At 66.6% G+C, this 25,285-nt stretch carries 20 protein-coding genes and 1 tRNA gene; 13 read left to right on the forward strand and 8 right to left on the reverse strand.

The genetic code is table 11. The annotated features are described in order from the left end of the window. Positions 1 to 27: 27 nt before the first annotated feature. Genes GH681_RS11440 through GH681_RS11450 form a run of 3 tightly spaced genes read left to right on the forward strand, consistent with a single transcriptional unit; the run spans position 28 to position 4,065 of the window. On the forward strand, positions 28 to 2,370 hold the full coding sequence (locus GH681_RS11440) for a DNA internalization-related competence protein ComEC/Rec2 (RefSeq protein WP_194271214.1): 2,343 nt from the start codon (positions 28 to 30) through the stop codon (positions 2,368 to 2,370). Positions 2,371 to 2,428: 58 nt separating this feature from the next. Further along, positions 2,429 to 3,382, forward strand: coding sequence for an alpha/beta fold hydrolase (locus tag GH681_RS11445; protein WP_153161597.1), 954 nt, complete (start codon positions 2,429 to 2,431; stop codon positions 3,380 to 3,382). Then, positions 3,379 to 4,065: a DUF599 domain-containing protein gene (locus tag GH681_RS11450; RefSeq protein ID WP_153161598.1), complete on the forward strand. Its 687-nt coding sequence runs from the start codon at positions 3,379 to 3,381 to the stop codon at positions 4,063 to 4,065. Before GH681_RS11445 ends, GH681_RS11450 begins: the two co-directional genes overlap by 4 nt. Positions 4,066 to 4,115: 50 nt before the next feature. Here GH681_RS11450 and msrB read toward each other — a convergent pair whose 3' ends face one another. The 3 genes from msrB to GH681_RS11465 form a co-directional block, all read right to left on the reverse strand. Further along, on the reverse strand, positions 4,116 to 4,520 hold the full coding sequence (msrB, locus tag GH681_RS11455; RefSeq protein WP_153161599.1) for a peptide-methionine (R)-S-oxide reductase MsrB: 405 nt from the start codon (positions 4,518 to 4,520) through the stop codon (positions 4,116 to 4,118). A gap of 59 nt (positions 4,521 to 4,579) precedes the next feature. After that, positions 4,580 to 5,749, reverse strand: coding sequence for a DUF2863 family protein (locus GH681_RS11460; RefSeq protein ID WP_153161600.1), 1,170 nt, complete (start codon positions 5,747 to 5,749; stop codon positions 4,580 to 4,582). A 101-nt stretch (positions 5,750 to 5,850) separates the two neighbouring features. Beyond that, a complete protein-coding gene (locus tag GH681_RS11465) occupies positions 5,851 to 6,675 on the reverse strand; it encodes a pyruvate, water dikinase regulatory protein (protein WP_153161601.1) in 825 nt (274 codons plus the stop codon). Between the two features lie 228 nt (positions 6,676 to 6,903). Here GH681_RS11465 and ppsA point away from each other — a divergent pair, with 228 nt between their 5' ends. The 3 genes from ppsA (at position 6,904) to GH681_RS11480 (ending at position 11,717) form a co-directional block, all read left to right on the forward strand. Further along, positions 6,904 to 9,273, forward strand: a complete 2,370-nt coding sequence (ppsA, locus tag GH681_RS11470) for a phosphoenolpyruvate synthase (protein ID WP_153161602.1) — start codon at positions 6,904 to 6,906, stop codon at positions 9,271 to 9,273. 582 nt (positions 9,274 to 9,855) lie between these two features. Beyond that, a complete protein-coding gene (locus GH681_RS11475; protein ID WP_153161603.1) occupies positions 9,856 to 10,356 on the forward strand; it encodes a pyridoxamine 5'-phosphate oxidase family protein in 501 nt (166 codons plus the stop codon). Further along, a complete protein-coding gene (locus tag GH681_RS11480; RefSeq protein ID WP_153161604.1) occupies positions 10,353 to 11,717 on the forward strand; it encodes a pyridoxamine 5'-phosphate oxidase family protein in 1,365 nt (454 codons plus the stop codon). Before GH681_RS11475 ends, GH681_RS11480 begins: the two co-directional genes overlap by 4 nt. Before the next feature lie 5 nt (positions 11,718 to 11,722). Here the strand turns inward: GH681_RS11480 and GH681_RS11485 are convergent, their stop codons facing one another. Beyond that, entirely contained in the window at positions 11,723 to 12,202 is a 480-nt protein-coding gene (locus tag GH681_RS11485; protein WP_153161605.1) for a c-type cytochrome, read from the reverse strand. Between the two features lie 150 nt (positions 12,203 to 12,352). On the opposite strand from GH681_RS11485, the gene GH681_RS11490 reads away from it, so the two are divergent. The 4 genes from GH681_RS11490 (at position 12,353) to GH681_RS11505 (ending at position 16,348) form a co-directional block, all read left to right on the forward strand. Further along, positions 12,353 to 12,802 (forward strand): NfeD family protein, encoded by a 450-nt coding sequence (locus GH681_RS11490; RefSeq protein ID WP_153161606.1) that lies wholly within the window; start codon positions 12,353 to 12,355, stop codon positions 12,800 to 12,802. A gap of 10 nt (positions 12,803 to 12,812) precedes the next feature. Next, positions 12,813 to 13,667: an SPFH domain-containing protein gene (locus GH681_RS11495; protein WP_153161607.1), complete on the forward strand. Its 855-nt coding sequence runs from the start codon at positions 12,813 to 12,815 to the stop codon at positions 13,665 to 13,667. A gap of 148 nt (positions 13,668 to 13,815) precedes the next feature. Next, a complete protein-coding gene (locus tag GH681_RS11500; protein ID WP_153161608.1) occupies positions 13,816 to 14,793 on the forward strand; it encodes an ABC transporter permease in 978 nt (325 codons plus the stop codon). Positions 14,794 to 14,938: 145 nt separating this feature from the next. Beyond that, positions 14,939 to 16,348 carry an ABC transporter permease gene (locus GH681_RS11505; protein ID WP_153161609.1) on the forward strand — a complete coding sequence of 470 codons (1,410 nt, stop codon included), beginning with the start codon at positions 14,939 to 14,941 and terminating at the stop codon, positions 16,346 to 16,348. Positions 16,349 to 16,354: 6 nt separating this feature from the next. Here GH681_RS11505 and GH681_RS11510 read toward each other — a convergent pair whose 3' ends face one another. Further along, entirely contained in the window at positions 16,355 to 17,737 is a 1,383-nt protein-coding gene (locus GH681_RS11510; RefSeq protein WP_153161610.1) for a WS/DGAT domain-containing protein, read from the reverse strand. Between the two features lie 191 nt (positions 17,738 to 17,928). Between GH681_RS11510 and GH681_RS11515 the strand changes: the two genes are divergently transcribed. Next, positions 17,929 to 20,172 (forward strand): bifunctional diguanylate cyclase/phosphodiesterase, encoded by a 2,244-nt coding sequence (locus GH681_RS11515; protein WP_194271215.1) that lies wholly within the window; start codon positions 17,929 to 17,931, stop codon positions 20,170 to 20,172. A gap of 157 nt (positions 20,173 to 20,329) precedes the next feature. Here the strand turns inward: GH681_RS11515 and GH681_RS11520 are convergent, their stop codons facing one another. Continuing rightward, positions 20,330 to 20,773 (reverse strand): universal stress protein, encoded by a 444-nt coding sequence (locus GH681_RS11520; RefSeq protein ID WP_153161612.1) that lies wholly within the window; start codon positions 20,771 to 20,773, stop codon positions 20,330 to 20,332. Between the two features lie 281 nt (positions 20,774 to 21,054). On the opposite strand from GH681_RS11520, the gene GH681_RS11525 reads away from it, so the two are divergent. Continuing rightward, complete coding sequence (locus tag GH681_RS11525) at positions 21,055 to 22,692, forward strand: alpha/beta hydrolase (protein WP_153161630.1); 1,638 nt, start codon at positions 21,055 to 21,057, stop codon at positions 22,690 to 22,692. Here the strand turns inward: GH681_RS11525 and GH681_RS11530 are convergent. Further along, entirely contained in the window at positions 22,674 to 23,210 is a 537-nt protein-coding gene (locus tag GH681_RS11530) for a DNA-deoxyinosine glycosylase (RefSeq protein ID WP_153161613.1), read from the reverse strand. The genes GH681_RS11525 and GH681_RS11530 overlap by 19 nt on opposite strands. A gap of 89 nt (positions 23,211 to 23,299) precedes the next feature. Here GH681_RS11530 and GH681_RS11535 point away from each other — a divergent pair, with 89 nt between their 5' ends. Further along, positions 23,300 to 24,460, forward strand: a complete 1,161-nt coding sequence (locus GH681_RS11535) for an HD domain-containing phosphohydrolase (protein ID WP_153161614.1) — start codon at positions 23,300 to 23,302, stop codon at positions 24,458 to 24,460. A gap of 166 nt (positions 24,461 to 24,626) precedes the next feature. Here GH681_RS11535 and GH681_RS11540 read toward each other — a convergent pair. Further along, a tRNA-Leu gene (locus tag GH681_RS11540) sits at positions 24,627 to 24,710 on the reverse strand. Between the last annotated feature and the right edge of the window lie 575 nt (positions 24,711 to 25,285).

Here is a 25,285-nt window from a genome sequence, read left to right on the forward strand (position 1 = left end):
CGCCCGTTTTCGGCTAGATTCCGGGTTATGGGAATTATCGTTGTGGCATTTGCGGCTGGCATTCTGGCGTGCCAGCTCGGGGCGGCGCTGCCGTCGCCGCTTGAGATGGGCAGCGCGCTGGGCGCGGGACTGCTTTTGGGCGCGCTGGCGTGGCGCCTTTCGGCGCGCGGCGTCGTTCGTGGGCTGTTGCTGGCGATGGCGGGCGCGGCGATCGGCTGGAGCTATGCCGGCTGGCGGGCCGAGCTGCGGCTTGCCGACGCGCTGCCCGGCGAACTGGAAGGCCGCGACGTGCAGGTGACCGGCGTGATCGCCAGTCTGCCCCAGGATTTCGAGCGTGGCCTGCGCTTTGTCTTCGAGGTGGAGGAGAGCGCGGCGCCGGTGCCGCGGCGGATCTCGCTGGCCTGGTACAAGGGCTATCGGGATGACGAGCTGCACAGCCTGCCCGAGATCCACGCCGGCGAGCGCTGGCAGCTCACGGTGCGCCTCAAGCGGCCCCACGGCAACGTCAATCCCCACGGTTTCGACTACGAGGGCTGGCTGCTCCAGCAGGGCATCCGGGCCACCGGCAGCGTGCGCCCGGCCGAGACCAACCGGCGGGTGGATGCCTTCGTGCCGGGCCTGATGAATGGTGTCGAGCGCCTGCGCGAAGGCATCCGGGCGCGCTTCCAGGCCGCGTTGCCGGATGCGCCCTACGCCGGCGTGCTGGTGGCGCTGGCGGTGGGCGATCAGCGCGCGATTCCGCCGGCGTTATGGAAGGTGTTTGCGACGACCGGCATCTCCCATCTGGTGGCGATCAGCGGGCTGCACGTGACGATGGTGGCGGCGCTGTTTGCCGCCGGAGTCGGGGCGATCTGGCGCCGTACGCCGGCCCTGGCCCTGCGCTGGCCGGCCCAGCAGGCCGCGGTGACGGCGGGCTTCGTCGCGGCGCTGGGCTATTGCCTGCTCGCCGGCTGGGGCGTGCCGGCCCAGCGCACGCTCTACATGCTCGGCTGCGTGGCGCTGGCGATCGGCCTGCGGCGCGAGACGGCGCCCGGCCGGGTGCTGGCGGTGGCCCTTGGCGTGGTGCTGGTGATCGACCCGTGGGCGGTCCTGGCAGCGGGTTTCTGGCTGTCGTTCGGCGCGGTGGCGCTGCTGTTTCTGGTGAGCAGCGGGCGGCTGGGGCAGGACGGCCGCATCCTTGGCGCCCTGCGCGCCCAGTGGGCGATCACCCTGGGGCTGCTGCCGGCCTTGCTGCTGCTCTTCCAGCAGTTTTCGGTGGTGTCGCCGCTCGCCAACGCGATCGCGATTCCGCTGGTGAGCTTCGTCGTCACGCCCCTGGCGCTGGTGTATGCGGTGTTTCCGCTGCAGATGTTCGCCGACCTGGCCCATGGCGCCTTCGCGCTGACGATGGTGCCGGTGCGCTGGCTGGCCGAGCTGCCCTGGGCGGCCTGGCAGCAGGCGGCGCCACCGCCGGCGCTGGCGGTGCTGGCCGCGCTCGGCTGCCTGTGGGCGCTGCTGCCCCGGGGCACGCCGGCCCGCTGGGTGGGGCTGGTGCCATTGGTCCCGCTGCTACTGTGGTCGCCAGCCCGTCCCGCGTCGGGCGAGGCAAAGGTGGCGGTGCTGGATGTGGGCCAGGGGCTGGCGGTGCATGTGCAGACGGCCGGGCATGATCTGATCTTCGACACCGGCCCGGCTTTTTCGGCCGACGCCAACAGTGGCGAACGCATCCTGCTGCCCTACCTTCGGGCGATCGGCGTGCGCCGGCTCGACACGCTGGTGGTCACCCATCAGGATAACGACCACGCCGGCGGCGCCGAGGCGGTGCTTACCGGCCTGCCGGTGGGTGAGGTGCGCAGCTCGCTGCCGCCCAACCACCCGGCGCGGGTGATCGCCGGCCCGCGGGATGTGCCCTGCGCGGCCGGCCAGGGCTGGGACTGGGATGGCGTGCGCTTCACGGTGCTCCACCCGGCCGAGGCCAGCGACGCAGTGCCCAGGAAGACCAACGACATCGCCTGCGTGCTGCAGGTGGAGGCGGGCGGTCGCAAGTTGCTGCTCACCTCCGACATCGAGGCGGTTTCCGAGGCCGCGCTGCTCGCCCGGGATGCCGACGCCCTCGCCAGCGACGTGGTGGTGGTGCCCCATCACGGCAGCCGCACTTCGTCGACCGCGGCCTTCGTGGCGGCGACCCGGCCGCGCTGGGCGATCTTTCCGGTGGGCTACCTCAACCGCTTCCGCCATCCCAACGGCGAAGTGTGGGCGCGGTGGGCGGCGTCGGGGGCGGGCATGCTGCGCACCGACGCAGGGGGCGCGATCCTGTTCACCCTGGGCGAAGCCGAGCCGCAACCCGTGGGCGCCCGGGCGCTTGCGCCGCGCTACTGGCACGGGCGCTGAAACCGGCGCGCCGCCGGCAGGTGCTATGCTTGGTGGTCTCGAATCTGCTTCAGTGACCATGAGCCTCCTCGCCGCCCTCCGCCAGCTTTTCAGTGCTCAGCCGGCGCCACCCGCGCCCATCGAACCCACCTCCCAGCCGCCTGCGCCAACCTGGTTCGAGCCGCGTCAGCGGAGCGTGCAGTGCATCGGCGCCCACGGCTTTCATCGCATGGCCTACACCGAGTGGGGCGACCCAGCCAATCCGCGGGTGCTGATGTGCGTCCATGGCCTCACCCGCAACGGGCGGGATTTTGACGACCTGGCCCGGGCGATGGCGCCGTATTACCGGGTGGTCTGCCCCGATGTGGTGGGGCGCGGCCAGAGCGGCTGGCTGGCGGTGAAGGACGACTATCAGCTGCCCACCTACGTGGCCGACATGATCACCCTCGTCGCCCGCCTGAACGTGGAGACGGTGCATTGGGTGGGCACCTCGATGGGCGGGCTGATTGGCATGCTCGTCGCCAGCATGCCCGAGAACCCGATCCGCCGGCTGGTGCTCAACGACGTGGGCCCGGTGATCACCGTCAGCTCCCTGCGCCGCATCGGTCAGTACGTGGGCAACGCGCCGGTGTTCCCCAGCTTTGATGCGGCGGAGGCCTACATCCGCGAGGTGAGCGCGCCGTTTGGCCGGCTGACCGACGCCCAGTGGCGGCATCTCTCGGAAACCTCGGTGAAGCAGGTGGAGGGTGGCTGGGCGATGCGCTACGACCCGGGCATCGGCGAGCCCTTCCGCAAGACGCCGTTGCTCGCGGACGTGGATCTGTGGCCGGTGTACGAAGCAATCAGCTGCCCGACGCTGGTGGTGCGCGGGGCTGAATCCGATCTGCTGCTGGCCGATACGGCCCGCCAGATGAGCACCCGCGGGCCGAAGGCGAGCCTCGTCGAGGTGCCGGATGTCGGCCACGCCCCCACGCTGATGGACCCGGCACAGATCGCGCCGATCCGCGATTTCCTGCTGGCGGGGCACGCATGAGCGGTGGCTGGGTCGCGGCCTTCTCGTTGCCCGACTGGATCGCGCTGGGCTGGTTCCTGATGTGCTGGATCGGCTACGGCTGGGTGGTGGAGCACGGGAAGGGCGGCAGCACCCGGGGGCTGCTCGGTGCGAGCCACCATTTCCGCCTCGAGTGGGGCCGTCAGATGCTGCGGCGCGAGGTGCGGGTGGCCGATTCGGCACTGATCGGCAACCTGATGCAGAGCGTGTCGTTCTACGCCAACACCACCATCTACGTGATCGCCGGCCTGCTGGCGCTGCTCGGGGCGATGGACAAGCTCATCGATGCGGCGGCCGACCTGCCCTTTGCCCGCCACGTGTCGCGGGACGTGTGGGAGGTGAAGCTGCTCCTGCTGCTGACGATCTTCATCGTGGCGTACTTCAAGTTCACGTGGTCGCTGCGCCAGTTCAACATGCTGTCGATCCTGATCGGCGCGGCGCCGCCGCCGGGGGAGGGCACGGAGGAGTTCGCCCAGCGCTTTGCCCGCATCAACTCGCTCTCCGGCGACGAGTTCAACCGGGGCATCCGGGCGTATTACTTCGGGCTGGCGGCGGTATCGTGGTTCGTTCAGCCGTGGCTGTTCTTTGCCACTACCAGCTGCATCGTGCTGGTGCTGTACCGGCGGGATTTCCGCTCGAAGACACTGGACGCGATGCGCATCTGAAAAACAGAACAGCCCTCAGCGGGCTGTTCTGTTTTCTGGGCTTCGATTATTTACTTGTCGCCGTCCTGCTCCAGCTTCACCGCTGCCGAGTTGATGCAGTAGCGCAGCCCGGTGGGGGCAGGGCCGTCCTCGAAGACGTGGCCCAGATGGGCGCCGCAGTCGTGGCACAGCACCTCGGTGCGCAGCATGAAGTGGCTGCGGTCTTCGGCTTCCTCGACGTTTTCCGGCGCGGCCGGGGCGTAGAAGCTGGGCCAACCGCAGCCCGAGTCAAACTTGTGCTCGGACGAGAACAGGTCGGCGCCGCAGCACACGCAGCGGTACTGGCCTTGTTCGTGGCAATCCCAGTAGCGGCCGGTGAAGGCCCGCTCGGTGCCCTTCTTGCGGGTGACTTCGAATTCCTCGGGGCTCAGCTGGGCGCGCCATTCGGCGTCGGTCTTTTCGATCTTTCGGCTCATGGCAGTCTCTCGGGTTGGGGGAAAACGAAACGGGCCGGTTGAAGCCGGCCCGCTGATGCTCAGTGCAGGTGCTTGGGCATCTGCTCGGCCTGCTCTTCGGGCAGCTCGGCGTGCACCGCTTCGCCCTCGGGCGAGGGGTACATGGGCGCGCCGCAGTCGTCACAGTACTCCATCGGAAACTCGTTGTCGAGCACCAGGATGTCGGCGATGCCGCAGCTGCGCAGGGTCGATTCGATCTCGGCGAGGGTCTCGCTGCTCTCGTCCTCGGCGCCCAGCAGCGGCCACACCACGCCATGCACCACGTCGTTGCCGCCGCGGCGGGTGAAGCCGATGCGGAACTCCTCGACCTGGCGCTCGAAGAACGGGGCGACCACCGCCCGCAGCCCAGCCGCCGGCGTATCCAGCGTGGTGGACAGGAAGGCCACCGAGGCCTGGATCGAGTACGGGCGAGAAGCCTTGTCGGCCTCGCGGCTGGCGGCGAAGTAGGCGTTGGGCAGCACGACCTCGAAGGCGCAGCCGGTGAGCAGCGGGGCGACGCATGCGCCGCCCTGGGCACGCCACTGGTCCAGCGCCTGCTCGCGGGTGCAGTCTTCTTCCTGCCACCGGAAGATCGGCGCACCCTTGGGCACGATCACCGCGCCCAGCAGGTAGCGGTTGTCGGACAGGAACTGGGCCGTCTCGGGCAGGTTGTCGGTCTTGATGTGCAGGTCGGTGTCGGTGCCGGCGGCCTTGCCCAGGTGGGTGGCGAAGTCGGCGGTGGCGCAGTAGCCCTGGGGTAGCTGATCCGGGCTGAACAGGAAGTCGGCCAGCGCCAGCTTCACGTCCTTGGCCAGGATGTGGGCCTTGAGATGCACCCGCAGGTTGGCCATCACCGCGGCGGCGATGGGCGTGGCGGGGATGCGGTAGCGGCTCCAGGCCATCACCGGGCAGGCGATGAGGAGCACGTCGTGCTGGTCGTCGGACTTCAGCGCGCCTTCGGCCCGGGACTCGATCATGTCGGCGAGCTCGTCGTAGGCGTGGGCGCTGGCGGTGGAGAGGTGGTCGAGCGCGGTGTTGAGGGCGTCTTCGTCCTCGGCGCGGAGCAGGGCATCCACGGCACCGGCGAGGCGCTGGTCCCAGAAGTGGTCTTCGGCACGGCTGCTGGATTCGGCCAGGCCGTTGGCGAGCCACAGGAGTTGTTCTGCGTCGCGGGGCAGTCCGCCACGGCGACCGAGTCGGTTACGTTTCATCGGGCTCTCCTTGTTGATTCAGAGGTTTGACCGCGCCGCGGGCGCCACGATCCCCGGCTGCCATCGGGCAGGCCGGGCGGGCCGCGCGGCGGTCTTTCCTTTTAGTAGGACTGCGGGTCGAGTCGGACTTCCTGCAGGATGATGGTGGAGATTTCTTCGATGGACTTGGCGGTGGAGTCGAGCCACTTGATGCCTTCGCGCTTCATCATGCGCTGGGCGGATTCGATCTCGTGCAGACAGTTTTCGAGGGACGCGTAGCGGCTGTTGGGCCGGCGTTCCTGGCGGATCTGCGAGAGGCGATCCGGCCCGATGGTGAGGCCGAACAGCTTGCCACGGTAGCGGGTGAGCTCGACCGGCAGGCGGTTGCGCTCGAAGTCTTCGGGGATCAGCGGGTAGTTGGCGGCCTTGATGCCGAACTGCATCGCCAGATAGAGGCTGGTGGGCGTCTTGCCGGAGCGGGACACGCCGACCAGAATCACGTCGGCCTCGGCCAGATCGGCGTGGGAGACGCCGTCGTCGTGGGCGAGGGTGAAGTTGATCGCCTCGATGCGTTTCTTGTAATCCTGGCTGTCGGCGATGCCGTGGAAGCGGCCGGCGGCGTGGGTGGAGCGCTGGCCCAGCTCGTTCTCGAGGGGTTCGATGAACTTCTCGAACAGGTCGAGGAACAGGGCGTCGGCCTCACGCAGCGCGGCGACGGCGCTCGGATCGACCAGGGTGTTGAAGACGATCGGGCGGATGCCGCTTTCGATGGCCGCGTCCTTGATCCGCTGCACGCAGTCGCGGGCCTTGTCGGTGCTGTCGATGAAGGGCAGGCGGTGGTTCCGGAAGCGGGTGTCGGGAAACTGGGCAAGCAGGCTGTGGCCGAGGGTTTCGGCCGTGATGCCGGTGCCGTCGGAGATGAAGAAAACGTGGCGGGTCTGGCTCATGGATGTGGCAGCAGAAATGTACGGAATCGCGCGCGCGGCCTGTGCCGGGCAATGGAGCATCTTATCCCATTCCAGCCCCCGCAAGCCGGCGAAGTCGCCCCGGATCGGTGCGTGGCAGGCTGCACGCATTGGGATAAACCCTCAATGTGGCGCAGCAGCAAACCTCATACAATGCGCAGCAGAAAAGCATTCCAAATCTGTTTTCAATTTCTCCCAGGAAGATTTTTCATGGCCCGTAACGTCATTCCGTTCCAAGAACTCCGCATGACCGACGTCGAGCAGGTTGGCGGCAAGAACGCCTCCCTCGGCGAGATGATCAGCCAGCTGCCCGCCAGCGTGCGCGTGCCCGGCGGCTTTGCCACCACCGCCGACGCCTATCGCAAGTTCCTGTCCCATCAGGGCCTGGCCGACCGCATCAGCGCCGCCCTGGCGACCCTGGACGTGGATGACGTCGTGGCCCTCGCCAAGAACGGCGCCCAGATCCGCCAGTGGATCGTCGACACCCCCTTCCCGCCGGAACTCGAAGCCGAGATCAAGGCCGCCTACGAGCTGCTCACCGCCGAAGGTGATGGCAGCTTCGCCGTGCGCTCCTCCGCCACCGCCGAGGATCTGCCCGATGCGTCCTTCGCCGGCCAGCAGGAATCCTTCCTGAACATCCACGGCTACGAGAACATCCTGCACGCCATCAAGGAAGTGTTCGCGTCGCTGTACAACGACCGCGCCATCGCTTACCGCGTGCACAAGGGCTTCACCCACGCTGAAGTCGCCCTCTCGGCCGGCGTGCAGCGCATGGTCCGCTCCGACATCGGCGCCTCCGGCGTGATGTTCACGATGGATACCGAATCCGGCTTCGACGGCGTGGTGTTCATCACCGCCTCCTACGGCCTGGGCGAAACCGTCGTGCAGGGCGCGGTGAACCCCGATGAGTTCTACGTGCACAAGGCCACCCTGGCCCAGGGCAAGCCCGCGGTCATCCGCCGCAACCTGGGCTCCAAGCTCATCAAGATGGTGTTTGCCGACAAGAAGGAAGCCGGCAAGTCCACCCGCACCATCGACGTGCCCGAAGCCGACCGCAATGTTTACTCCCTGACCGACGCCGACGTGCTCGAGCTGGGCCGCTACGCCATGATCATCGAGCAGCACTACGGCCGCCCGATGGACATCGAGTGGGGCAAGAGCGGCGACGACGGCAAGCTCTACATCCTCCAGGCCCGCCCGGAAACCGTGAAGAGCCAGCAGTCCGGCCACGTGATGGAGAAGTACCGCCTCAAGCAGTACGGCAAGTCCCTCACCCACGGTCGCGCCATCGGCCAGAAGATCGGCGCCGGCAACGTCCGCATCGTCAAGGACGCCTCCGAGATGGACCGCGTGAAGGCCGGCGACGTGCTCGTCACCGACATGACCGACCCGAACTGGGAGCCGGTGATGAAGCGCGCCTCCGCCATCGTCACCAACCGCGGCGGCCGTACCTGCCACGCGGCGATCATCGCCCGTGAGCTGGGCATCCCGGCCATCGTCGGCTGCGGCAACGCCACCGAAGTGCTCGACGAGAACGACGAAGTCACCGTCTCGTGCGCCGAAGGCGACACCGGCTACGTGTATCGCGGCAAGCTGGATTTCGAAGTGGTCACCACCGACACCGGCAACCTGCCCGACATCCCCGTCAAGATCATGATGAACGTCGGCAACCCGGAGCTGGCCTTCGAGTTCGCCCAGATCCCGAACGGGGGCGTGGGCCTTGCCCGCCTGGAGTTCGTCATCAACAACATGATCGGCATCCACCCCAAGGCGATCCTCGAGATCAACCAGGTGCCGGCCAGCCTGCGCAGCGAGATCCTGCGCCGCTCTCGCGGCTACGCCACGCCCAAGCAGTTCTTCATCGAGAAGCTGGTTGAAGGCGTCGCCACCATCGCCGCCGCCTTCTATCCGAAGCCCGTCATCGTGCGCCTGTCGGACTTCAAGTCGAACGAATACCGCAAGCTGCTGGGCGGCGAGATCTACGAGCCGGAAGAAGAAAACCCCATGCTGGGCTTCCGTGGCGCGTCCCGCTACATCGCCCACAGCTTCCGCGACTGCTTCGAGATGGAATGCGCCGCGATGAAGAAGGTGCGCAACGAGCTGGGTCTCACCAACGTGCAGCTGATGGTGCCCTTCGTGCGTAACCTCGACGAAGCCAAGGGCGTGGTCGACCTGCTGGCCGAGCACGGCCTCAAGCAGGGCGAGAACGACCTCAAGCTCATCATGATGTGCGAGATCCCGTCCAACGCCCTGCTGGCCGAGCAGTTCCTGCAGTACTTCGACGGCTTCTCCATCGGCTCCAACGACCTGACCCAGCTCACCCTGGGCCTGGACCGCGACTCCGGCCTGGTCGCCCACTCCTTCGACGAGCGCGACCCCGCGGTCAAGCAACTCCTGTCGATGGCCATCCAGGGCGCCAACAAGCTCGGCAAGTATGTCGGCATCTGCGGCCAGGGCCCCTCGGATCACCCCGATCTGGCCGAATGGCTGATGGACGAAGGCATCCAGACCATCTCCCTCAACCCGGACACCGTGATCGACACCTGGCTGAAGCTGGCCGCCCACGGCAAGGGCGAGTGATCGAGCCTCAAAGCTGACCCGTTGTAAATGAAGCCGGCCCGTCGAAAGACGGGCCGGTTTTGTTTTGTGGGGGCGCAATTCCTGTTGCCGATGGAAGCCAGTTGCGGCTTCATACCTTCCACACGATAGGAAAGATACTCGATGGGCGCCTTTCCATTGATGCTGGAAACTATCGAGACAAGCATCTACGCCAGTCGATCGTCGATCTACACCGCTAGATCATCGATGTGATAGCCCAAACCCTTAATGGAAAGTGTTTTATCAAGGGTTTTTACTATCACATCAACGATCTAGCGCGTTCCGATGGCGATGGGGCGGCGTCTGATGCTCATCTCGCCACGTGGATCGATGATCTGGCGTGGCTTCCGGTTGATCGCTGCGGGCTGCACTGGCCTTTGAGGCGCCGATGTCGCGTTCACGCGCATCGCCGGGCGATATGCCCTGCGGGCGCTGCTATGATTTTCAGGAGACCTCTCCAGAAATGTGCGCGCTGGCTTGCCGGAGCATGGCCCAGGGCTGGCGGCGGGGGGGGTTGGTCCGTGGCGGTTTGCGCCGCCCGATTGCATGGAGGCTATTCGTCCGATGCCTGCCCAGTGTTCCGGCCTGCTCGACCCGGCGCTGGCCGCCTTCATCACCAGCCGCATCTCGGTGCAGATCGCGGCTTGCGATGGGCGTGGGCCGGCGACGCTGGTGCGCGGGCTGGGTTGTCGGGTGTCGGACGATCTCGGCACGGTGACGGTGCTGATGCCACGCTCCCAGGCCCTGCCGGTGCTGGCGGCCATCGAAGCCAATGGGCGGGTGGCGGTGGTGTTCAGCGAGCCGGAGACCCATCGCACGGTGCAGCTCAAGGGCGTCGATGCCCGCGTGGAGGCGGTGACGGCCGGGGACGAGGCGAGCCTGCAGCCCTACGCGGCGGCGATGGCGGCGCGGCTGGCGCCCTTCCGGGTGCCCGAGGTCTTTGCCCGGGCGCTGCTGAGCGCCAGCCCGGACGATCTGGTGGCGGTGAGCTTCACCCCGAGCCAGGGCTTTGGCCAGACGCCGGGCCCGCGGGCCGGCATGCCCCTGGTGGATGGCAAGCCATGAGCACCGGGCCGGGCCTCGACGAGCTACGCGGCTGCCTGGAGGGCATCGTGCCGGCGGGCATCGCCACCTGCGACGCCGAGGGCATGCCCAACGTCACCTACGTGTCGCAGCTGATGTACGTGGACCCGCAGCACGTGGCCCTGTCCTTCCAGTTCTTCAACAAGACCCGCGAGAACATCCTCGCCAACCCGGTGGCGACGGTGCTGACGATGGACCCGGACACCGCCGCCCGCTACCGGCTCACCGTGCGCTACCTGCGCACCGAAACGGCCGGGCCGCTGTTCGAGCGGATGCGCGCCAAGCTGGCGGGGATCGCCTCGCACACGGGCATGGAGGGCGTGTTCAAGCTGCTGGGGGCGGACGTGTATCGGGTGCAGGCCATCGAGGCGGTGCCGGGGCGCGAGTTGCCGCGCATCGCGCATGGGCCGGCGCTGCTGCCTGCGCTCAGGCGCAGCGTGGATGAGCTCAACCGCTGCACCGGGCTCGACGGGCTGATCGACCGCTTCTGTGCGTGCCTCGAGCGGGAGTTCGACATCGCCCACCAGATGCTGCTGATGGCCGACGAGGCCGCCGGGCGGCTCTACATCGTGGCGAGCCGGGGCTACGAGCGCTCCGGCGTGGGGGCCGAGATCCCGGTGGGCATGGGGGTGATCGGCGTGGCGGCGCGGGAGAAGGTGCCGATCCGCATCATGTTCCCCGCGAGCGAATACGCCTACGGGCGCGTGCTGCGGGAGCAGGCGGCGCAGTCGGGGCTGGTGGATCGGCTGGATAACGAGATTCCCCTGCCGGGCCTCGCCGAGCCCGCAAGCCAGCTGGCGGTGCCGGTGATGGCCGGCGGGCGCCTGCTGGCGGTGGCCTACGTGGAAAGCCGCCAGGAATGCACCTTCGGCTACGACCTGGAGGACGCACTGGTGGCCCTGGGCGCGGCGCTGGGGCTGATGATGCTGGTGCTGCGCTGCCCGGACGCGGCCGACGAGGCCGACATCGCCCAGCCCGCGCCTGCCGCTGCGGGCGGCGCCGGGCCGCCGGTGCGGGTGCGCCACTTTGCCCGGGACGACAGCGTGTTCCTCGACGACGACTACCTGATCAAGGGCGTGGCGGGGGCGATCCTCTGGAAGCTGCTGGGCGACCGGCAGCGGGACGGGCGCTGCGAGTTCTCGACCCGGGCGCTGCGCCTCGATCCGGCGCTGCACCTGCCGGAGGTCGTCGACAACCTGGACGCGCGGCTGATCCTGCTGCAGCGGCGCCTGCAGGACCGCTGCGACTGGCTGCGCATCGAGAAGACCGGCCGCGGCCGCTTCCGGCTGGCGGTGGACCGGGAGACGATCCTGGTGGCGGAAGGTGCCCCGCGGCCGGGCTGAGGGGGTCATTTTGCGCCGGGCATCTGGGGCACGAAGACGAAGTGCGGCGTATTGATGGCCTGCCCCGGGGCGAGGGCGGCGGGCACCGGCTGGCCGGCCGCGCCCAGGCCGCGCAGGTAGCGGTAGATGCTGCGCAGGTCGTTGTCGCTCATGGCCTGCATGGCCGTCCAGGGCATGGGCGGCAGGCCGTTTCGGCGGGCCATGGCCATCCAGTCCCCTTCGCCGAGCTGGCTCGCGCCCAGGCGCAGGTTGGCCGGATAGCTCACGCCCCACGGGCCGCTGAAGCCGACCCCCATGCCAGTAAGCCGCTCGGCCTCGGGGATGCGCTCGCCCTGCTGGGCATAGCCTGGGGTGTGGCAGTCGTTGCAGCCGCTGATGGCGACGAGATAACGGCCGCGCGCGGCATCCGGCCCGGCGCCGATGGCGGCCGGGGCGATGGCAAGAAGGGCGAGGGCGAGGGCGGCGGTGTAATGCTGGGCGGTCATGATGCGGCTCCGTATCGGGTTGGGATGACCGAAGGATAGGTTTGGCCGCCGTTCGTGTTTCCTAAGACTTTGCTCGGCAAGGCCTAAATAAATGCTAAGTTGGCAGCGGCGGCGCAGAATCGGCGCCGCAGGCAAAGGCAAGGGGGTTGCATGAGTCTCGAATGGTGGCACTGGATCGTGCTGGGCATTGCGCTGGTGGTGGCAGAACTCGCCGTGCCGGCCTTCTTCATCATCTGGTTTGGCCTGGGGGCGCTGGTGGTGGGGCTGGCGGTGCTGGTGCTGCCGATCTCGGAGACGGCGCAGGTGGGCCTGTGGGTGGCGGCGTCGCTGGCAATGGTGGTGCTGTGGTTCAAGGTCTTCAAGCGCGGCGAATACCTGCAGAGCCGGACGCGGGCGGGGCAGTCCGATGGCGATTCCATCGGCGAGATCGGGTTGATGGCGAAGGCTGCCGAACCCTTTGTACGTGGTCGGGTCCGTTTCCAGAAGCCGCTCCTCGGCGCCGAGGAGTGGGAGTGCATGGTGGATGAACCCATCGCCGCCGGCGAGCGGGTGCGGGTGGTGGCGGTGGAAGGCAGTTTTCTGAAGGTTGTGAAGGTTTGAGGAGCAGGCGATGAGCAATGCAATGGTGGTGGTGCTGGCGATTCTGGTGTTCGTGGTGGTGACGATCGCCAAGGGGGTGCGCATCGTGCCCCAGGGCGAGGAGTGGATCGTCGAGCGGCTGGGCAAGTACTTCGGCACCCTCAAGCCGGGCCTCAACATCATCATTCCCTACCTGGACAAGGTGGCCTACAAGCTGGTGACCAAGGACATCATCCTCGACGTGCAGGAGCAGGAGGTGATCACCCGCGACAACGCGGTGATCCTCACCAACGCCATCGCCTTCCTCAAGGTGACCGACCCGGTGAAGGCGGTGTATGGAGTGACGGATTTCTCCGAGGCGATCCGCAACATGATCATGACCACCCTGCGCTCGATCATCGGCGAGATGGAGCTGGACGAGGCGCTCTCCAGCCGCGACAAGATCAAGGCGCGGCTGCGCGAGAGCATCGCCGACGAGGCGGTGGATTGGGGCCTGACGGTGAAGTCGGTCGAGATTCAGGACATCAAGCCGTCGCCGTCGATGCAGAAGGCGATGGAGCAGCAGGCCTCCGCCGAGCGGGAGCGCAAGGCCGCAGTGACCAAGGCCGAAGGCGCCAAGCAGGCGGCGATCCTCGAGGCCGAGGCCCGGCTGGAGTCGTCGAAGCGCGACGCCAACGCCCGCGTGATGCTGGCCGAAGCCTCCGCCGAGGCGATCCGCCGGGTGGCTGCGGCGGTGGGCACCGACACCACGCCGATGCTCTACATGCTGGGCGAGAAGTACATCGCGTCGCTGGAGCGCATGGGCAGCACCGACAACGCCAAGGTGGTGGTGCTGCCGGCCGATCTGCAGGAGGCGGTGCGCGGGCTCTTCGTGGGCAAGCGCTGAGGATGCGCGTCCTGTAGGTCGGACTTCAGTCCGACAACCCGCGGTCAGGTCAGCGCACGATGTCGGACTGAAGTCCGACCTGCAGGATAGAAGGCGCGCGCGGGCTTCGGGGCTTCGTCATCCGCGCCGGGCCATGTAGGATTGCGCCATGTTTGCCTACATCGTCCGACGCCTGCTTTACGCGCCGCTGATCCTCATCGGCGTGAATCTCCTCACCTTCGCCCTGTTCTTCGTGGTCAACACGCCCGACGACATGGCGCGGATGCAGCTTGGCGCCAAGCGCGTGACGCCCGAGGCCATCGAGCGCTGGAAGGTGGAGCGGGGCTACGACAAGCCGCTGCTCTTCAACGCCCAGGCCGACGGCGCCGACAAGCTCACCAACACGATCTTCTTCGAGAAGTCCCTCAAGATGTTCGCCTTCGATTTCGGCCGGGCCGACGACGGGCGGGACATCGCCACCGAGATCCAGACCCGCATGGGCCCGTCGCTGGCCATCGCGCTGCCGACCTTCGTGCTGGGGCTGTTCGTCACGGTGTCGCTGGCGCTGCTGCTGGTGTTCTTCCGGACGAGCTATCTGGATTTTGCGGGGGTGGTGCTGTGCGTGGCGATGATGTCGATCTCGGGGCTGTTCTACATCATCGGCGGCCAGTGGCTGGTGTCGAAGGTGTGGCATCTGGTGCCCATCTCGGGCTATGGCGGCGGGCTGGATTCGTGGCGCTTCCTGATCCTGCCGGTGGTGATCGGAGTGATCTCGGGCATCGGCGGCAGCGCCCGCTGGTATCGCACCATCTTTCTTGAAGAGGCCGGCAAGGATTACGTGCGCACCGCCCGGGCCAAGGGCCTGTCGGAACTCCAGGCGCTGTTCCGCCATGTGCTGAAGAACGCCATGATCCCCATCCTCACCGGCGTGGTGGTGGTGATCCCGTCGCTCTTCATGGGCAGCCTGATCTCCGAATCCTTCTTCGGCATTCCCGGCCTCGGCAGCTACACCATCGACGCCATCAACGCCCAGGATTTTCCGGTGGTGCGGGCGATGGTGTTCATCGGATCGCTGCTCTACATCGCGGGGCTGATCCTTACCGACCTGTCGTACACGCTGGTCGATCCGCGGGTGAGGCTAGAGTGATGGACGCCCCCCGACGCGCCTGCGGCGCCTCCCCCCACTGGGGGGCAGGCCGGCCGCTTCGGAGCGGCCGCGCGCAGCCGGCCTCGTCCGTGCCTCTGGCGTCATACGTCACGGGTGGCGTGCGGCGCAATGGAGAATTGGATTGATGGGATTCCAGCCTGTGGTCCTGTGGACCGATCTGCTGCTTTTCGGCCTCATCGCCTGCGTGCTGCTTGCGGCGTGGAGCGCCCGGCGCAGCGAACCCATGCGCGACGCCTGGCGTCGGGTGGGGGAGAGCAGCGTGGGCATGGCTTCGCTCACCGTGCTGGCGCTGTTCCTGCTGGTGGGCGTGGTGGATAGCCTGCACTACCGGGAGCGCCTCGCGCCGGCCGGCGGGTCGGGCGACAAGGCGCAGCTATCCACCGAGGTGCGCAGCGCCCTCGATGCGGTGGCCGCGCCGCTGCGCACGCGGGTCGAGAAGACCTACTCGGCGCCGCTGGCCTACCAGCTCTTCGCCAAGCAGACGCTGGAAGGGCCGGACGGCACCCAGCGCCGGGAATTCCCCCGCCTGAAGTTCGGCGGCAGCAGCCTCAAGTATCCCGAAGTCGACCAGACCGGCGACATCCTCGGGCGCATCGGCATCGGCCTCGCGTCGGCGGCCGTGGGCTGGGTGGCGCTGGCGGGCGTGCTGGTGGCGGGCGTGGCCCGGTCGCGGCGGGTGCCGGTTGGCGCGGCGTGGCGGGCGATCTGGCGCGGCAAGGGCGGGCTGGCGTGGCGCTCGGTGCTGGCCACGGTGGGCGTGGTGGCCCTGCTGGCCGGCCCGTTGGCGGCGCTGGCGGTCGAATATCACGTGTTCGGCACCGACAAGGTCGGGCAGGACGTCCTCTTCCTGACCCTCAAGAGCATCCGCACGGCGCTGGTCATCGGCACCCTCACGACCCTCGTCACCCTGCCGCTGGCGGTGGCGCTGGGCATCATGGCGGGCTATCTGGGCGGCTGGGTGGATGACGTGATCCAGTATCTCTATACCGTGCTCAACTCGATCCCCGGCGTGCTGCTGATCGCCGCGGCGGTGCTGATGATGCAGGTGGTGATCGACACCCATCCTCAGTGGTTCGAGACGGCGGCCGAGCGGGCCGATGCGCGCCTGCTGGCCCTGTGCGTGATCCTCGGGATGACCAGCTGGACGGGCCTGTGCCGGCTCCTGCGGGGCGAGACCCTGAAGCTGCGGGAGCTGGAATACGTGCAGGCGGCGCGGGCGTTTGGCGTGTCCACCACCCGCATCCTGGCCCGCCATGTGCTGCCTAACCTGATGCACCTTGTGCTGATCGCGCTGGTGATGGATTTCTCGGGCCTGGTGCTGGCCGAGGCGGTGCTGTCTTACGTGGGCATCGGCGTCGATCCGGGCACGGTGAGCTTCGGCACGATGATCAACGCCGCCCGGATGGAGCTCGCTCGGGAGCCCATGGTGTGGTGGAGCCTGGTGGCGGCCTTCATCTTCATGTTCGTGCTGGTGCTGGCCGCCAACCTGTTTGCCGACGTGGTGCGCGACGCCTTCGATCCGCGCCGCAGCTGAGCGCCGTCAGGCCGGGGCCTTGCGCCGGCGCGGGGCCTTGGCGCCGAGGGCGTCGAGCTGGGCCTGGATCTGGTCGGTGATGGCGGCAGGGGCGGGCACCATCGCGGTGTCGGCCAGCAGCCCCACCTGGTAGCTGCCGTTGTAGCTCACGATGCTCACCGCGAGGCCCAGGTCGCCCGACGGGGGGCTCCAGAACATCTGTTCGACAATCCGCGCACCGGCCAGGAAGCGCGGCTCGTGGGCGCCGGGCACGTGGCACAGCAGTGCGGTGCTCTTGGTCGCCAGCAGCTTGAGCGCCTGCAGCTGCACCGCCCGTGGGGTCTGGCCGATCAGGCTGAAGATGCCCAGCGCCCGCTGGGCGTCGTAGGTTTCGGTGAAGTGGGCGACGCGGCGGTGGGTTTCGGCCAGCCGGTCGAGCGGGTCGGCGATGCCTACGGGCAGCTCCAGCGGCATGAATCCCCAACGGTTGCCCAGCACGTCCGGCGTGTCTTCACTGCGCAGGTTGACCGGCATCAGGGTGCGCAGCTCGGTGCCGGTGGTCCGTTCGCCCTGGCGGCTGAGGTATCCGTGCAGCGCGCCGCTGAGGGCCGCCAGCAGCACGGCGTTGGGGGTTGTCTCCCGCGCCTGGGCGATGGCTGCCACGGTGGACTCGGCGATCGGCACGCTCCAGCTCACGTGCTTGATGCCCTTCGGCTCGCCCTTCAGGAAGGTGTGGCTGTCGTCATGCAGCCCGGCGAGCTTGCCGATCTCCAGCGCGAGGGCCGTGCTGGCGCGGGCGTAGTCGAACACCTGGGTGGGGTTGAAGAGCAGGCTCAGGTAGCGGGCCCAGATCGCGCCGGAGAGCTTGATGCCGTCGATCACCGCGTCGGTGAGCGGGGCGCACAGCCGGTCGAAGAAATTGGGCGCCTCGGGCGGCAGGGGCGGTTCGGCGGTGGGGCTGGCGTCGGTGAGGGACTGGAGGACGCGGATCAGCGCGATGCTGTCGGCGATGCACTGGTGCACCCGGGCGATCAGCGCGCTGCCGCCCTGGTAGTCGGGCACGAGGTGCAGGTGCCACAGGGGCCGGGCGGGGTCGAGGGGCGTGGCGGCGAGTTCGCCGATCAGCGCCCTCAGGCCGGCGGCGTGGTCGTCCGCCGGCAGGTTGACGGTGGTGATGTGGGCGTCGAGATCGACCGGCGCGCTTTCCCAGATGGCGCCGGCGGTGTCGCGCAGCACGAGCTGGCGGAAGCGCTCCATCGGCAGCAGGCGCGTGGCGAGGCAGTCGACGAGGGCTGCGCGGTCGAGGGGCGTGGCGAGCACCAGCACGCCGACGACCTGCATCAGGTTGGTGCGCTGCTCGATCTGCAGCCAGGTCATGTCCAGGCTGCCAAGCCGTTCCAGGGTGCTCATGGGAGGCCTCCGTAAAGTGGTGGTATGCGCGCGCAATGCGCCTTTCCGCAAGATTCTGCGCCGATTCGGCGAGGGCCGGAAGACCGGACAGCGTACTTCCACTTAGGGTTAAAGCCGGGTCGTTCCTGTGCCGTTACCGGTACATTGACCGTAAGAGTGCCGACGGCACGCGGCGCCCGGATTTACTGGAAATGAATATCTCCGCTTCGCCCTGCACTGACGAGCTGGTTGAGTTTCTCGACGACGAGAGCCCGGCGCCATCGGCTTTCAGCCCCGATTGCTGGAAGGTGCTGGTGGTTGACGACGATGCGGAAGTGCATCAGGCCACCGAGTTCGCGCTCCAGGGCGCGGTGTTCTGCGGGCGCAGTCTCGAACTGCTGCACGCCTATTCCGCCGCCGAGGCCCGCGAGACGCTCGGGCGGGTCGGCGACGTGGCGGTGATCCTCCTCGACGTGGTGATGGAACGCCACGATGCCGGGCTGGATCTCGTCCGGGTGATCCGCGAGGAACTGCGTCTGTCCGACGTGCGGATCATCCTGCGCACCGGCCAGCCGGGCTACGCGCCCGAACTGAGCGTGATCCGCGAATACGACATCAACGACTACCGCACCAAGGCCGAGCTCACCCACACCAGGCTTGTCACGACGCTCACCGCGGCGATCCGCTCCTACGAGCAGTTGTGCGAGCTCCACGCCAGCCGCAAGGGCCTCGAGTTCCTGATCCAGGCCGGCAATCAGCTGTTCACTCCGCGGGATGTGCGCTCGTTTGCCGATGCGGCCCTAGGTCACCTGACGGCCCTCCTGGGCGCGCAGGTGGATGCAGCCTTCATCGGCCCGATCGACTGGCGGGAGGGGGAGGGCGACCAGGAATCGCTGGGCGTGCTGGCGGCCAGCGGGCGCTACGGCGGTCTGGTCGGGCAGCCGACGCTGGCGCTGGGCGATACGCCGCTCCGGGCGTCGTTCCGCCAGGGGCTGGCCCGCCGCGGGCATGTCTTCGAAGGTGAGGCGTGCTGCCTTTACCTTGGCCGAAGCTACGGCAAGGAGGCGCTGATCCACCTCGACCTGCCGCCGGTGTCCAGCGCGTTGATCCGCCAGGTGATCGAGGTGCTGTGCGTCAATCTGCGCATCGGCTTCGAAAACGTGGTGCTCTTCGAGCGGCTCAATTTCTTCGCGTATTTCGATCAACTCACCCGCCTGCCCAACCGCACGCGCTTCCTCGACCGGCTCGACGAACGCCTGCCCAGCCTGGCGCCGGCTGGGTGGACGCTGGGGATCATCGACATCGTGCGTTTCTCCGAACTCAACGATGCCCTGGGCCATCGCAGCGGCGATCTGCTGCTGGTGGAGGTAACCCGCCGGCTGCAGGCCCACGTGGGTGAGGGGGCGCTGGTGGCGCGGGTTGCGGGCGACGCCTTTGGCGTGTGCTGGCAACCGGACGCGCGGGGCGCCGGGGCAATCCTCGAAGTGTTTGCCGCGCCTTTCCATGTGCGCAGCCACTCGATTCCGATGCGGGCGCGGGCCGGCTTTGTGGATGTGGCGTCGGTGCAGGGCGGGGCGGTGGAACTGCTCAAGCGTGCCAATCTGGCCCTCAGCCATGCCAAGCAGGAAGGCGATCAGCACTGGCGTTTCTTCTCGACCGAGATGGAAGCCAACACCCAGAACCGCGTCCAGTTGCTCAACGAGCTGCGCTCCGACCTCAACCTGGGGCGTGGGCTGGAGCTGCACTACCAGCCGCAGGTGTCGCCCACCCGCGGCCAGGTGGTGGGCTGCGAGGCGCTGATCCGCTGGGTCAAGCCCAATGGCGCGGCGGTGTCGCCGGAGGTGTTCATCCCGCTGGCCGAGTACACTGGGTTGATCGTCGACATCGGCGACTGGGTGTTTGCCGAGGCCTGTCGCCAGATCGTGCGCTGGGATCGCGAAGGCCTGCCGCCGTTCCGGGTGGGCATCAACATCTCGGCGGCCCAGTTCCGCGAGCCGGATTTTGTGGCCAAGATCGCCGGGGTGATCGCCTCCACTGGCGTGAGCCCGAAGCGGCTGGAGCTGGAGATCACCGAATCGGTGGCGATGGAAGACCCGGAGTCCGTCGCCCGGCAACTGCGCGAGCTGAAGGCCTTGGGGCTGCGCGTGGCGGTGGATGACTTCGGCTGTGGCTTCTCATCCCTCGGCAGCCTCAACCGGTTGCCCTTCGACCGGGTGAAGATCGACCGCGCCTTCGTGCGTGAGCTGACCCCGGAAACCGCCGAGGATTGCATCGCCACGATGATCGTGAAGCTGGCCCGGAGCCTCGGGCTGGAAGTGACCGCCGAGGGCGTGGAAACCGAGAGCCAGGCGCAGCTGCTGCAGGACATGGGCTGCAAGGAGATGCAGGGCTTTCTCTACGGCAAGCCGATGAACGCGGCGTCGCTTGAGGCGTGGATCCGGCAGCAGGGGGATTGAAGCGACGGCGTGGCGAGGGATTACAAAAGGTCAACATGGTTGACCTTTTTCTTTTTTGCCGTCGCCTGACGGCATCCAACCCACCAAATACAACGCCCGGTGACGCCGTGGGGCGCCGACCGGGCGGATCGGACTGCGGTGAGTGGAGCGGGGCGTATCAGCGGTACACGAGCACCGGGATCTTGCTGTGGGTGAGGACCTTCTGGGTCTCGCTTCCGAGCAGGAGGCCGCTGAGGCCACGACGGCCGTGGGAGGCCATGAAGATCAGGTCGCAGCGGTTGCGCTCGGCCGAGGCGATGATGGCTTCAAACGGCACCTCGCTGATGACGGTGTCACCGATCGAACTCACGCCGGCTGCGTCGGCAGCGGCTTTGGCGAGGCCGAGGATCTTTTCGGCTTCGGCTGCCGCGGCGCGACTGAACTGCTCCGGGGTTGTCGGGTCGAACAGCGCGCCTTCACCGTAGATCGGCGTCGGGAAATCGGGCTGGGCGTAGAAGAAGGTGAGCTTCGCGCCGGCTTCCTTGGCGAAGTCGATGGCACGCGCGACGGTGGATGCGGAAAGTTCGGAGCCGTCGGTGGGTACGAGAATGTTGCGGAACATGCTGTCACTCCTTGGTGAGGGTGGGCCTTCGGGGTGGGCTTTCTAATTATATGGCGACCCATGTTCGCAACCGGATTGACGAATGTCAATCGAACTGAAACCTGCTTGGATCACGATTTTGTCTGACGGCAGACATGCCGTTCAGGTCCGGATTCCGGGCCAAAAAACATGAAGGAGTTGTCACCATGCCCCGTCACGATCCCGTCCCTCCCATCGATGTCGCACGCAAGTCGCTGCGCCAGCTGCACGATTCGGTGGAGTCGTCCGTCGACCCGCTGGGCATGGCTGCGCCGCTGGTGCATGCCCAGCTGGCCTGGATGGCCCATCCCCAGGAGCTTGCCGAGGCGCTCGGGCGCATGTCGAGCAGCCTGTGGGCGCTCCAGTGGCATTCGATGCGCCGGCTCGTCGGCCTGCCCAGCGCCGATCCCGTCCGGCCGGTGGATGACGACAGCCGTTTCGTCGATCCTGTGTGGGCCGAATCGCCGACCTGGGATCTGGTCAAGGAGTGGTATCTGCTGATGACCCGGCACTTCCAGGACATGCTCTACGAGACGCCGGGGCTCTCGCAGAAGGATCGTCGGCGGGCCGCGTTCTGGTGGCGGAACGCCCTCAACGCGATGGCGCCGTCGAACTTCCTGCTGACCAACCCGGTGGCGATGCGCAAGGCCATTGAAACCAATGGCGAGAGCCTCGTTCAGGGTTTCCGCAATTTTCTCGATGATCTGTCGGCCGGCAACATCCGGATGACCGACCCGGGCGATTTCAAGGTCGGCGAGAACCTCGCGACGACGCCGGGCAAGGTGGTGTTCCGCAACCGGCTGCTGGAGGTCATCCACTACACGCCCACCAAGGCCAAGGTGCACGAGACGCCAATCGTCATCGTGACCCCGTGGATCAACAAGTTCTACATCCTCGACCTTAATCCCAAGAAGAGCATGATCCGCTACCTGGTCGACCAGGGCTTCGACGTGTTCATCACCAGCTGGAAGAACCCCGGCGAGGACATGCGTGACGTGCGTTTCGACGACTACCTCGTCGAGGGCATCCAGCCCCTCATCGACACCGCCCGCGGCCTGACCGGCGCGGCCAAGGTGCATGCGGTGGGCTACTGCATCGGCGGTACGGCGCTGTCCACCTACATGGCCTGGGCTAACCGCCACTTCAAACCCGAAGACATGCCCGTGGCCCACTGGACCTTATTCACCACGCTGGTGGATTTCCACAAGCCGGGCGACATCGAGGTCTTTGTTGACGAGGGTAGCATCCGCTTCCTCACCCAGAACATGGCGCGCAAGGGCTACCTGGATGGCGCCGAGATGGCGTCCGCCTTCCGCCTGCTGCGTTCCAACAGCCTGATCTGGCATTACGTGGTGCACGGCTGGTTGTATGGCGAAACGCCGCCGCCCTTCGACGTGCTCTACTGGAACATGGACACCACGCGCATGCCTTACGCAATGCACGCCTGGTATCTGCGCGAGCTCTACCTGCACAACAAGCTGATCGAGAAGGACGCCCTGGTGGTGGCCGGCGAACCCATCGACCTGGGCGCGATCACCCAGCCGGTGTATGCGGTCTCGGCTGAGGACGATCACATCGCCCCGTGGCGCCAGACTTTCCGCACCATGAACTACGTGAGCGGCCCGAAGCGCTACGTGCTGTCGAGTTCCGGCCACATCCTCGGCATCGTCAATCCGCCGGTCAAACCGCCCAAGCGCAGCTACCGGGTGGGCCCGGCGCGCCGCACGGACAAGGCCGAGGACTGGCACGCCGCCCACGAAGCCCAGCCGGGCAGCTGGTGGGAAGACTGGATGGCGTGGCTCAAGCCGCAGAGCGGCGAACTGGTGGCGGCGAGGCCCGTGGCGAACGATGCGTTCCCGGCACTTGCTGACGCGCCTGGGGTCTACGTAAAGGAGCCCTGAACTGCCTTGTTGGCGGTGATGATCTGCCGCCAGGCTTCGAGGCGCCGGGCGTAGCTGAAGCCGGCGTTGGCCGGGCTGGTGGATGGCAAGCGCGTGAAGCGCATCGACCGGGTTGTATCCGCCGGGAGTTGGTTGAGTACATGGCGCCGGAAGCTTGTCTCTGCCATGGCGCCATTGAAGAACACTTGTTCGATGTGGGGATGCGAGGCAAAGAAGGTGGCGAAATCGTTGGGGACGATCGAGTGCGGATCGATGTCGCCATCCAGGCTGCCCTCACGTTTGCAGCTTTGCAGCACGTCCCACAGGGCCAGCCCGGCGCCAGTCAGTTTCTGGAGTCGGGCGGGGTAGGGGAGATCCGGGTTGGCGCCGATCAGTTCGCCGAGGATCTTCCAGAATAGGTTTCGTGGATGGGCGTAATATTCCTGGGCGCGGAGCGAGGCTTCGCCGGGCATGCTACCCAAGATCAGGGTCGTGGCCGATGGTGCCGAGACTGGCGGAAAACTGAAGATCAGGCTCATGGAAATGGTTTTGTACCGCACGCCAAGCTGGCTTGCGTGGTGAAGCATCAATGATTGCAACCGATATGTCCGAATCCCGGGGGCGGGGAATGAAACAGCGTGCTCATGTGCTGGTGGTCGACGATCAGGCCGACAACCTCCTGATTCTAGAGGACGTGTTGTCCGAGCACTACGATGTGCATCCGGCCAACAACGGCGTCGAAGCCCTCGGCTTTCTCGAGGCAGGCGGCTCAGCCGATCTGATCCTGCTCGATGTGATGATGCCTGAGCTCGATGGCTTTGAAGTCTGCCGGCGTCTCAAGGCCAGCGAATCGACTCGGTCCATCCCGGTGATGTTCCTGACCAGTCTCGATCGCCCTGAAGACGAAGAACTGGGGTTCTCGCTAGGGGCGGAAGACTTCATCCACAAGCCGGTGTCGCCGCCCGTGGTGCTGGCTCGTGTCAGAACGCATCTGGCGTTGTCGAAGGCAACCCGGGCGCTCCAGCGCCGCAATGCCGATCTGGAGTTGATGGTCGCCGAGCGCACCGCCGAGATCAGCGAGCAGGCCCGCAGGCTCGTTGCCAGCAAGCAGGAAGTGATCGCAGCCCAGGCCGCCACCATCACCGCCTTCTGTGCCCTGGCCGAGGCGCGCGACAACGAAACCGGCAATCACATCCGTCGGACCCAGCATTACGTTCGGATCCTTGCCGAGGCGTTGCGTGACCATCCCCGCTTCTCCGGCGATCTCAACGACGACGTGATCCAGCAACTCTTCAAGTCGGCGCCGCTCCACGATGTGGGCAAGGTCGCCACGCCGGATGCGATCCTCCTCAAGCCAGGCAAGCTCACGCCGGAAGAGTGGGTGATCATGCAGCGGCATTGCGAATCCGGCCGCGATGCGATCCAGCAGGCCGAGGACGCCCTCGGCGGCCTGAGTGACGCACCTTTCCTCCATTACGCCGCCGAGATTGCCTACGGCCATCATGAGCGCTGGGACGGAAGCGGCTATCCTCAGGGTATCGCGGGCGATGCGATCCCGCTGTCGGCCCGACTGATGGCGGTGGCGGATGTCTACGATGCACTTATTTCAAGACGGGTTTACAAGCCGCCGTTTCCCCACGAGCAGGCGGTCCTCATGATGCTAGCCGAACGTGGCCGCCACTTTGATCCGGATATCGTCGATGCGCTGGAGCAGGTCGCTGGCAAGTTTGCGGAAATCGCGACGAGTTTCCGTGACGAGCCGGAGGAGGAAGGGGCCGCCCGCTCCTGATCGCGCGTGCGTTGCCTGAAGTGCTGGAGCGCCACCCCTGGGGACGGCGTTGGCGTTGTTGCGAGGAAGTCTGAGTTCGCCTTGGAAGTCAGGCTGGAAGCCGCAGCAAACCCGTAGTGGGGTGCAGCTGCGCGCTTGAAGATGCCTCGATTGAGGCTTGAGATGCTGGTGCGGACGGAGAGACTCGAACTCTCACACCAAAGGCGCCAGAACCTAAATCTGGTGCGTCTACCAATTCCGCCACGTCCGCGAGAGGCTCGCATTGTAATTTGGCGGGCAGGTCTGGGCTAGTCTTGTTTGCGGTGTCTTCGTTGTCGGCCAGAAATACATGTATATGTGTGGCCGCTGCGGTGTAGCGAGGCGTCGCGGATCGAATGCGCTCCGAAGACGTCCGCGGGATCAGGGTGTGTGTGCTTCACCTTGGCGACGTCAAAATGCATTGTCGAAAGAAACCTCTTGACGTCTTCTGATAGTTCTTTATAATTCGGCCCTCTTCGCAGCGCAGTTGTTCAGCGCGGTGTTGAGGGGGGGTGGCCCGGTGGTGTTGGGTTGTTCTGGCGCAGTCAGGTGTTTGCAGCGAAGTTTAAAAAGATTTCGCGCAGTGCTTGACGGAGCTAAAAAGCTCTGTATAATGCGCACCTCTTCGCTGCAGCGCGCAGCGGTTCTTTAAAAATTCGAACAACCGATAGGTGTGGGTACTCGGTTTCGAGGCGGTGTTCTGGTTTATACCAGAGTGCCACAAGAAATTGAAGTATCTGCAGAAACGTCAGGTTTCTGGAGTTTTTGGATTGAACTTAAGAGTTTGATCCTGGCTCAGATTGAACG

The organism is Zoogloea sp. 1C4, assembly GCF_009469605.1.
Lineage (GTDB): Bacteria > Pseudomonadota > Gammaproteobacteria > Burkholderiales > Rhodocyclaceae > Zoogloea > Zoogloea oryzae.

What these genes read in the sequence shown, in the direction of transcription:
- GH681_RS11440 (WP_194271214.1), top strand. Translation starts at nt 28, where the DNA reads ATGGGAATTATCGTTGTGGCATTTGCGGCTGGCATTCTGGCGTGCCAG.
- GH681_RS11445 (WP_153161597.1), top strand. Translation starts at nt 2,429, where the DNA reads ATGAGCCTCCTCGCCGCCCTCCGCCAGCTTTTCAGTGCTCAGCCGGCG.
- GH681_RS11450 (WP_153161598.1), top strand. Translation starts at nt 3,379, where the DNA reads ATGAGCGGTGGCTGGGTCGCGGCCTTCTCGTTGCCCGACTGGATCGCG.
- msrB (WP_153161599.1), bottom strand. Translation starts at nt 4,520, where the DNA reads ATGAGCCGAAAGATCGAAAAGACCGACGCCGAATGGCGCGCCCAGCTG.
- GH681_RS11460 (WP_153161600.1), bottom strand. Translation starts at nt 5,749, where the DNA reads ATGAAACGTAACCGACTCGGTCGCCGTGGCGGACTGCCCCGCGACGCA.
- GH681_RS11465 (WP_153161601.1), bottom strand. Translation starts at nt 6,675, where the DNA reads ATGAGCCAGACCCGCCACGTTTTCTTCATCTCCGACGGCACCGGCATC.
- ppsA (WP_153161602.1), top strand. Translation starts at nt 6,904, where the DNA reads ATGGCCCGTAACGTCATTCCGTTCCAAGAACTCCGCATGACCGACGTC.
- GH681_RS11475 (WP_153161603.1), top strand. Translation starts at nt 9,856, where the DNA reads ATGCCTGCCCAGTGTTCCGGCCTGCTCGACCCGGCGCTGGCCGCCTTC.
- GH681_RS11480 (WP_153161604.1), top strand. Translation starts at nt 10,353, where the DNA reads ATGAGCACCGGGCCGGGCCTCGACGAGCTACGCGGCTGCCTGGAGGGC.
- GH681_RS11485 (WP_153161605.1), bottom strand. Translation starts at nt 12,202, where the DNA reads ATGACCGCCCAGCATTACACCGCCGCCCTCGCCCTCGCCCTTCTTGCC.
- GH681_RS11490 (WP_153161606.1), top strand. Translation starts at nt 12,353, where the DNA reads ATGAGTCTCGAATGGTGGCACTGGATCGTGCTGGGCATTGCGCTGGTG.
- GH681_RS11495 (WP_153161607.1), top strand. Translation starts at nt 12,813, where the DNA reads ATGAGCAATGCAATGGTGGTGGTGCTGGCGATTCTGGTGTTCGTGGTG.
- GH681_RS11500 (WP_153161608.1), top strand. Translation starts at nt 13,816, where the DNA reads ATGTTTGCCTACATCGTCCGACGCCTGCTTTACGCGCCGCTGATCCTC.
- GH681_RS11505 (WP_153161609.1), top strand. Translation starts at nt 14,939, where the DNA reads ATGGGATTCCAGCCTGTGGTCCTGTGGACCGATCTGCTGCTTTTCGGC.
- GH681_RS11510 (WP_153161610.1), bottom strand. Translation starts at nt 17,737, where the DNA reads ATGAGCACCCTGGAACGGCTTGGCAGCCTGGACATGACCTGGCTGCAG.
- GH681_RS11515 (WP_194271215.1), top strand. Translation starts at nt 17,929, where the DNA reads ATGAATATCTCCGCTTCGCCCTGCACTGACGAGCTGGTTGAGTTTCTC.
- GH681_RS11520 (WP_153161612.1), bottom strand. Translation starts at nt 20,773, where the DNA reads ATGTTCCGCAACATTCTCGTACCCACCGACGGCTCCGAACTTTCCGCA.
- GH681_RS11525 (WP_153161630.1), top strand. Translation starts at nt 21,055, where the DNA reads ATGGCTGCGCCGCTGGTGCATGCCCAGCTGGCCTGGATGGCCCATCCC.
- GH681_RS11530 (WP_153161613.1), bottom strand. Translation starts at nt 23,210, where the DNA reads ATGAGCCTGATCTTCAGTTTTCCGCCAGTCTCGGCACCATCGGCCACG.
- GH681_RS11535 (WP_153161614.1), top strand. Translation starts at nt 23,300, where the DNA reads ATGAAACAGCGTGCTCATGTGCTGGTGGTCGACGATCAGGCCGACAAC.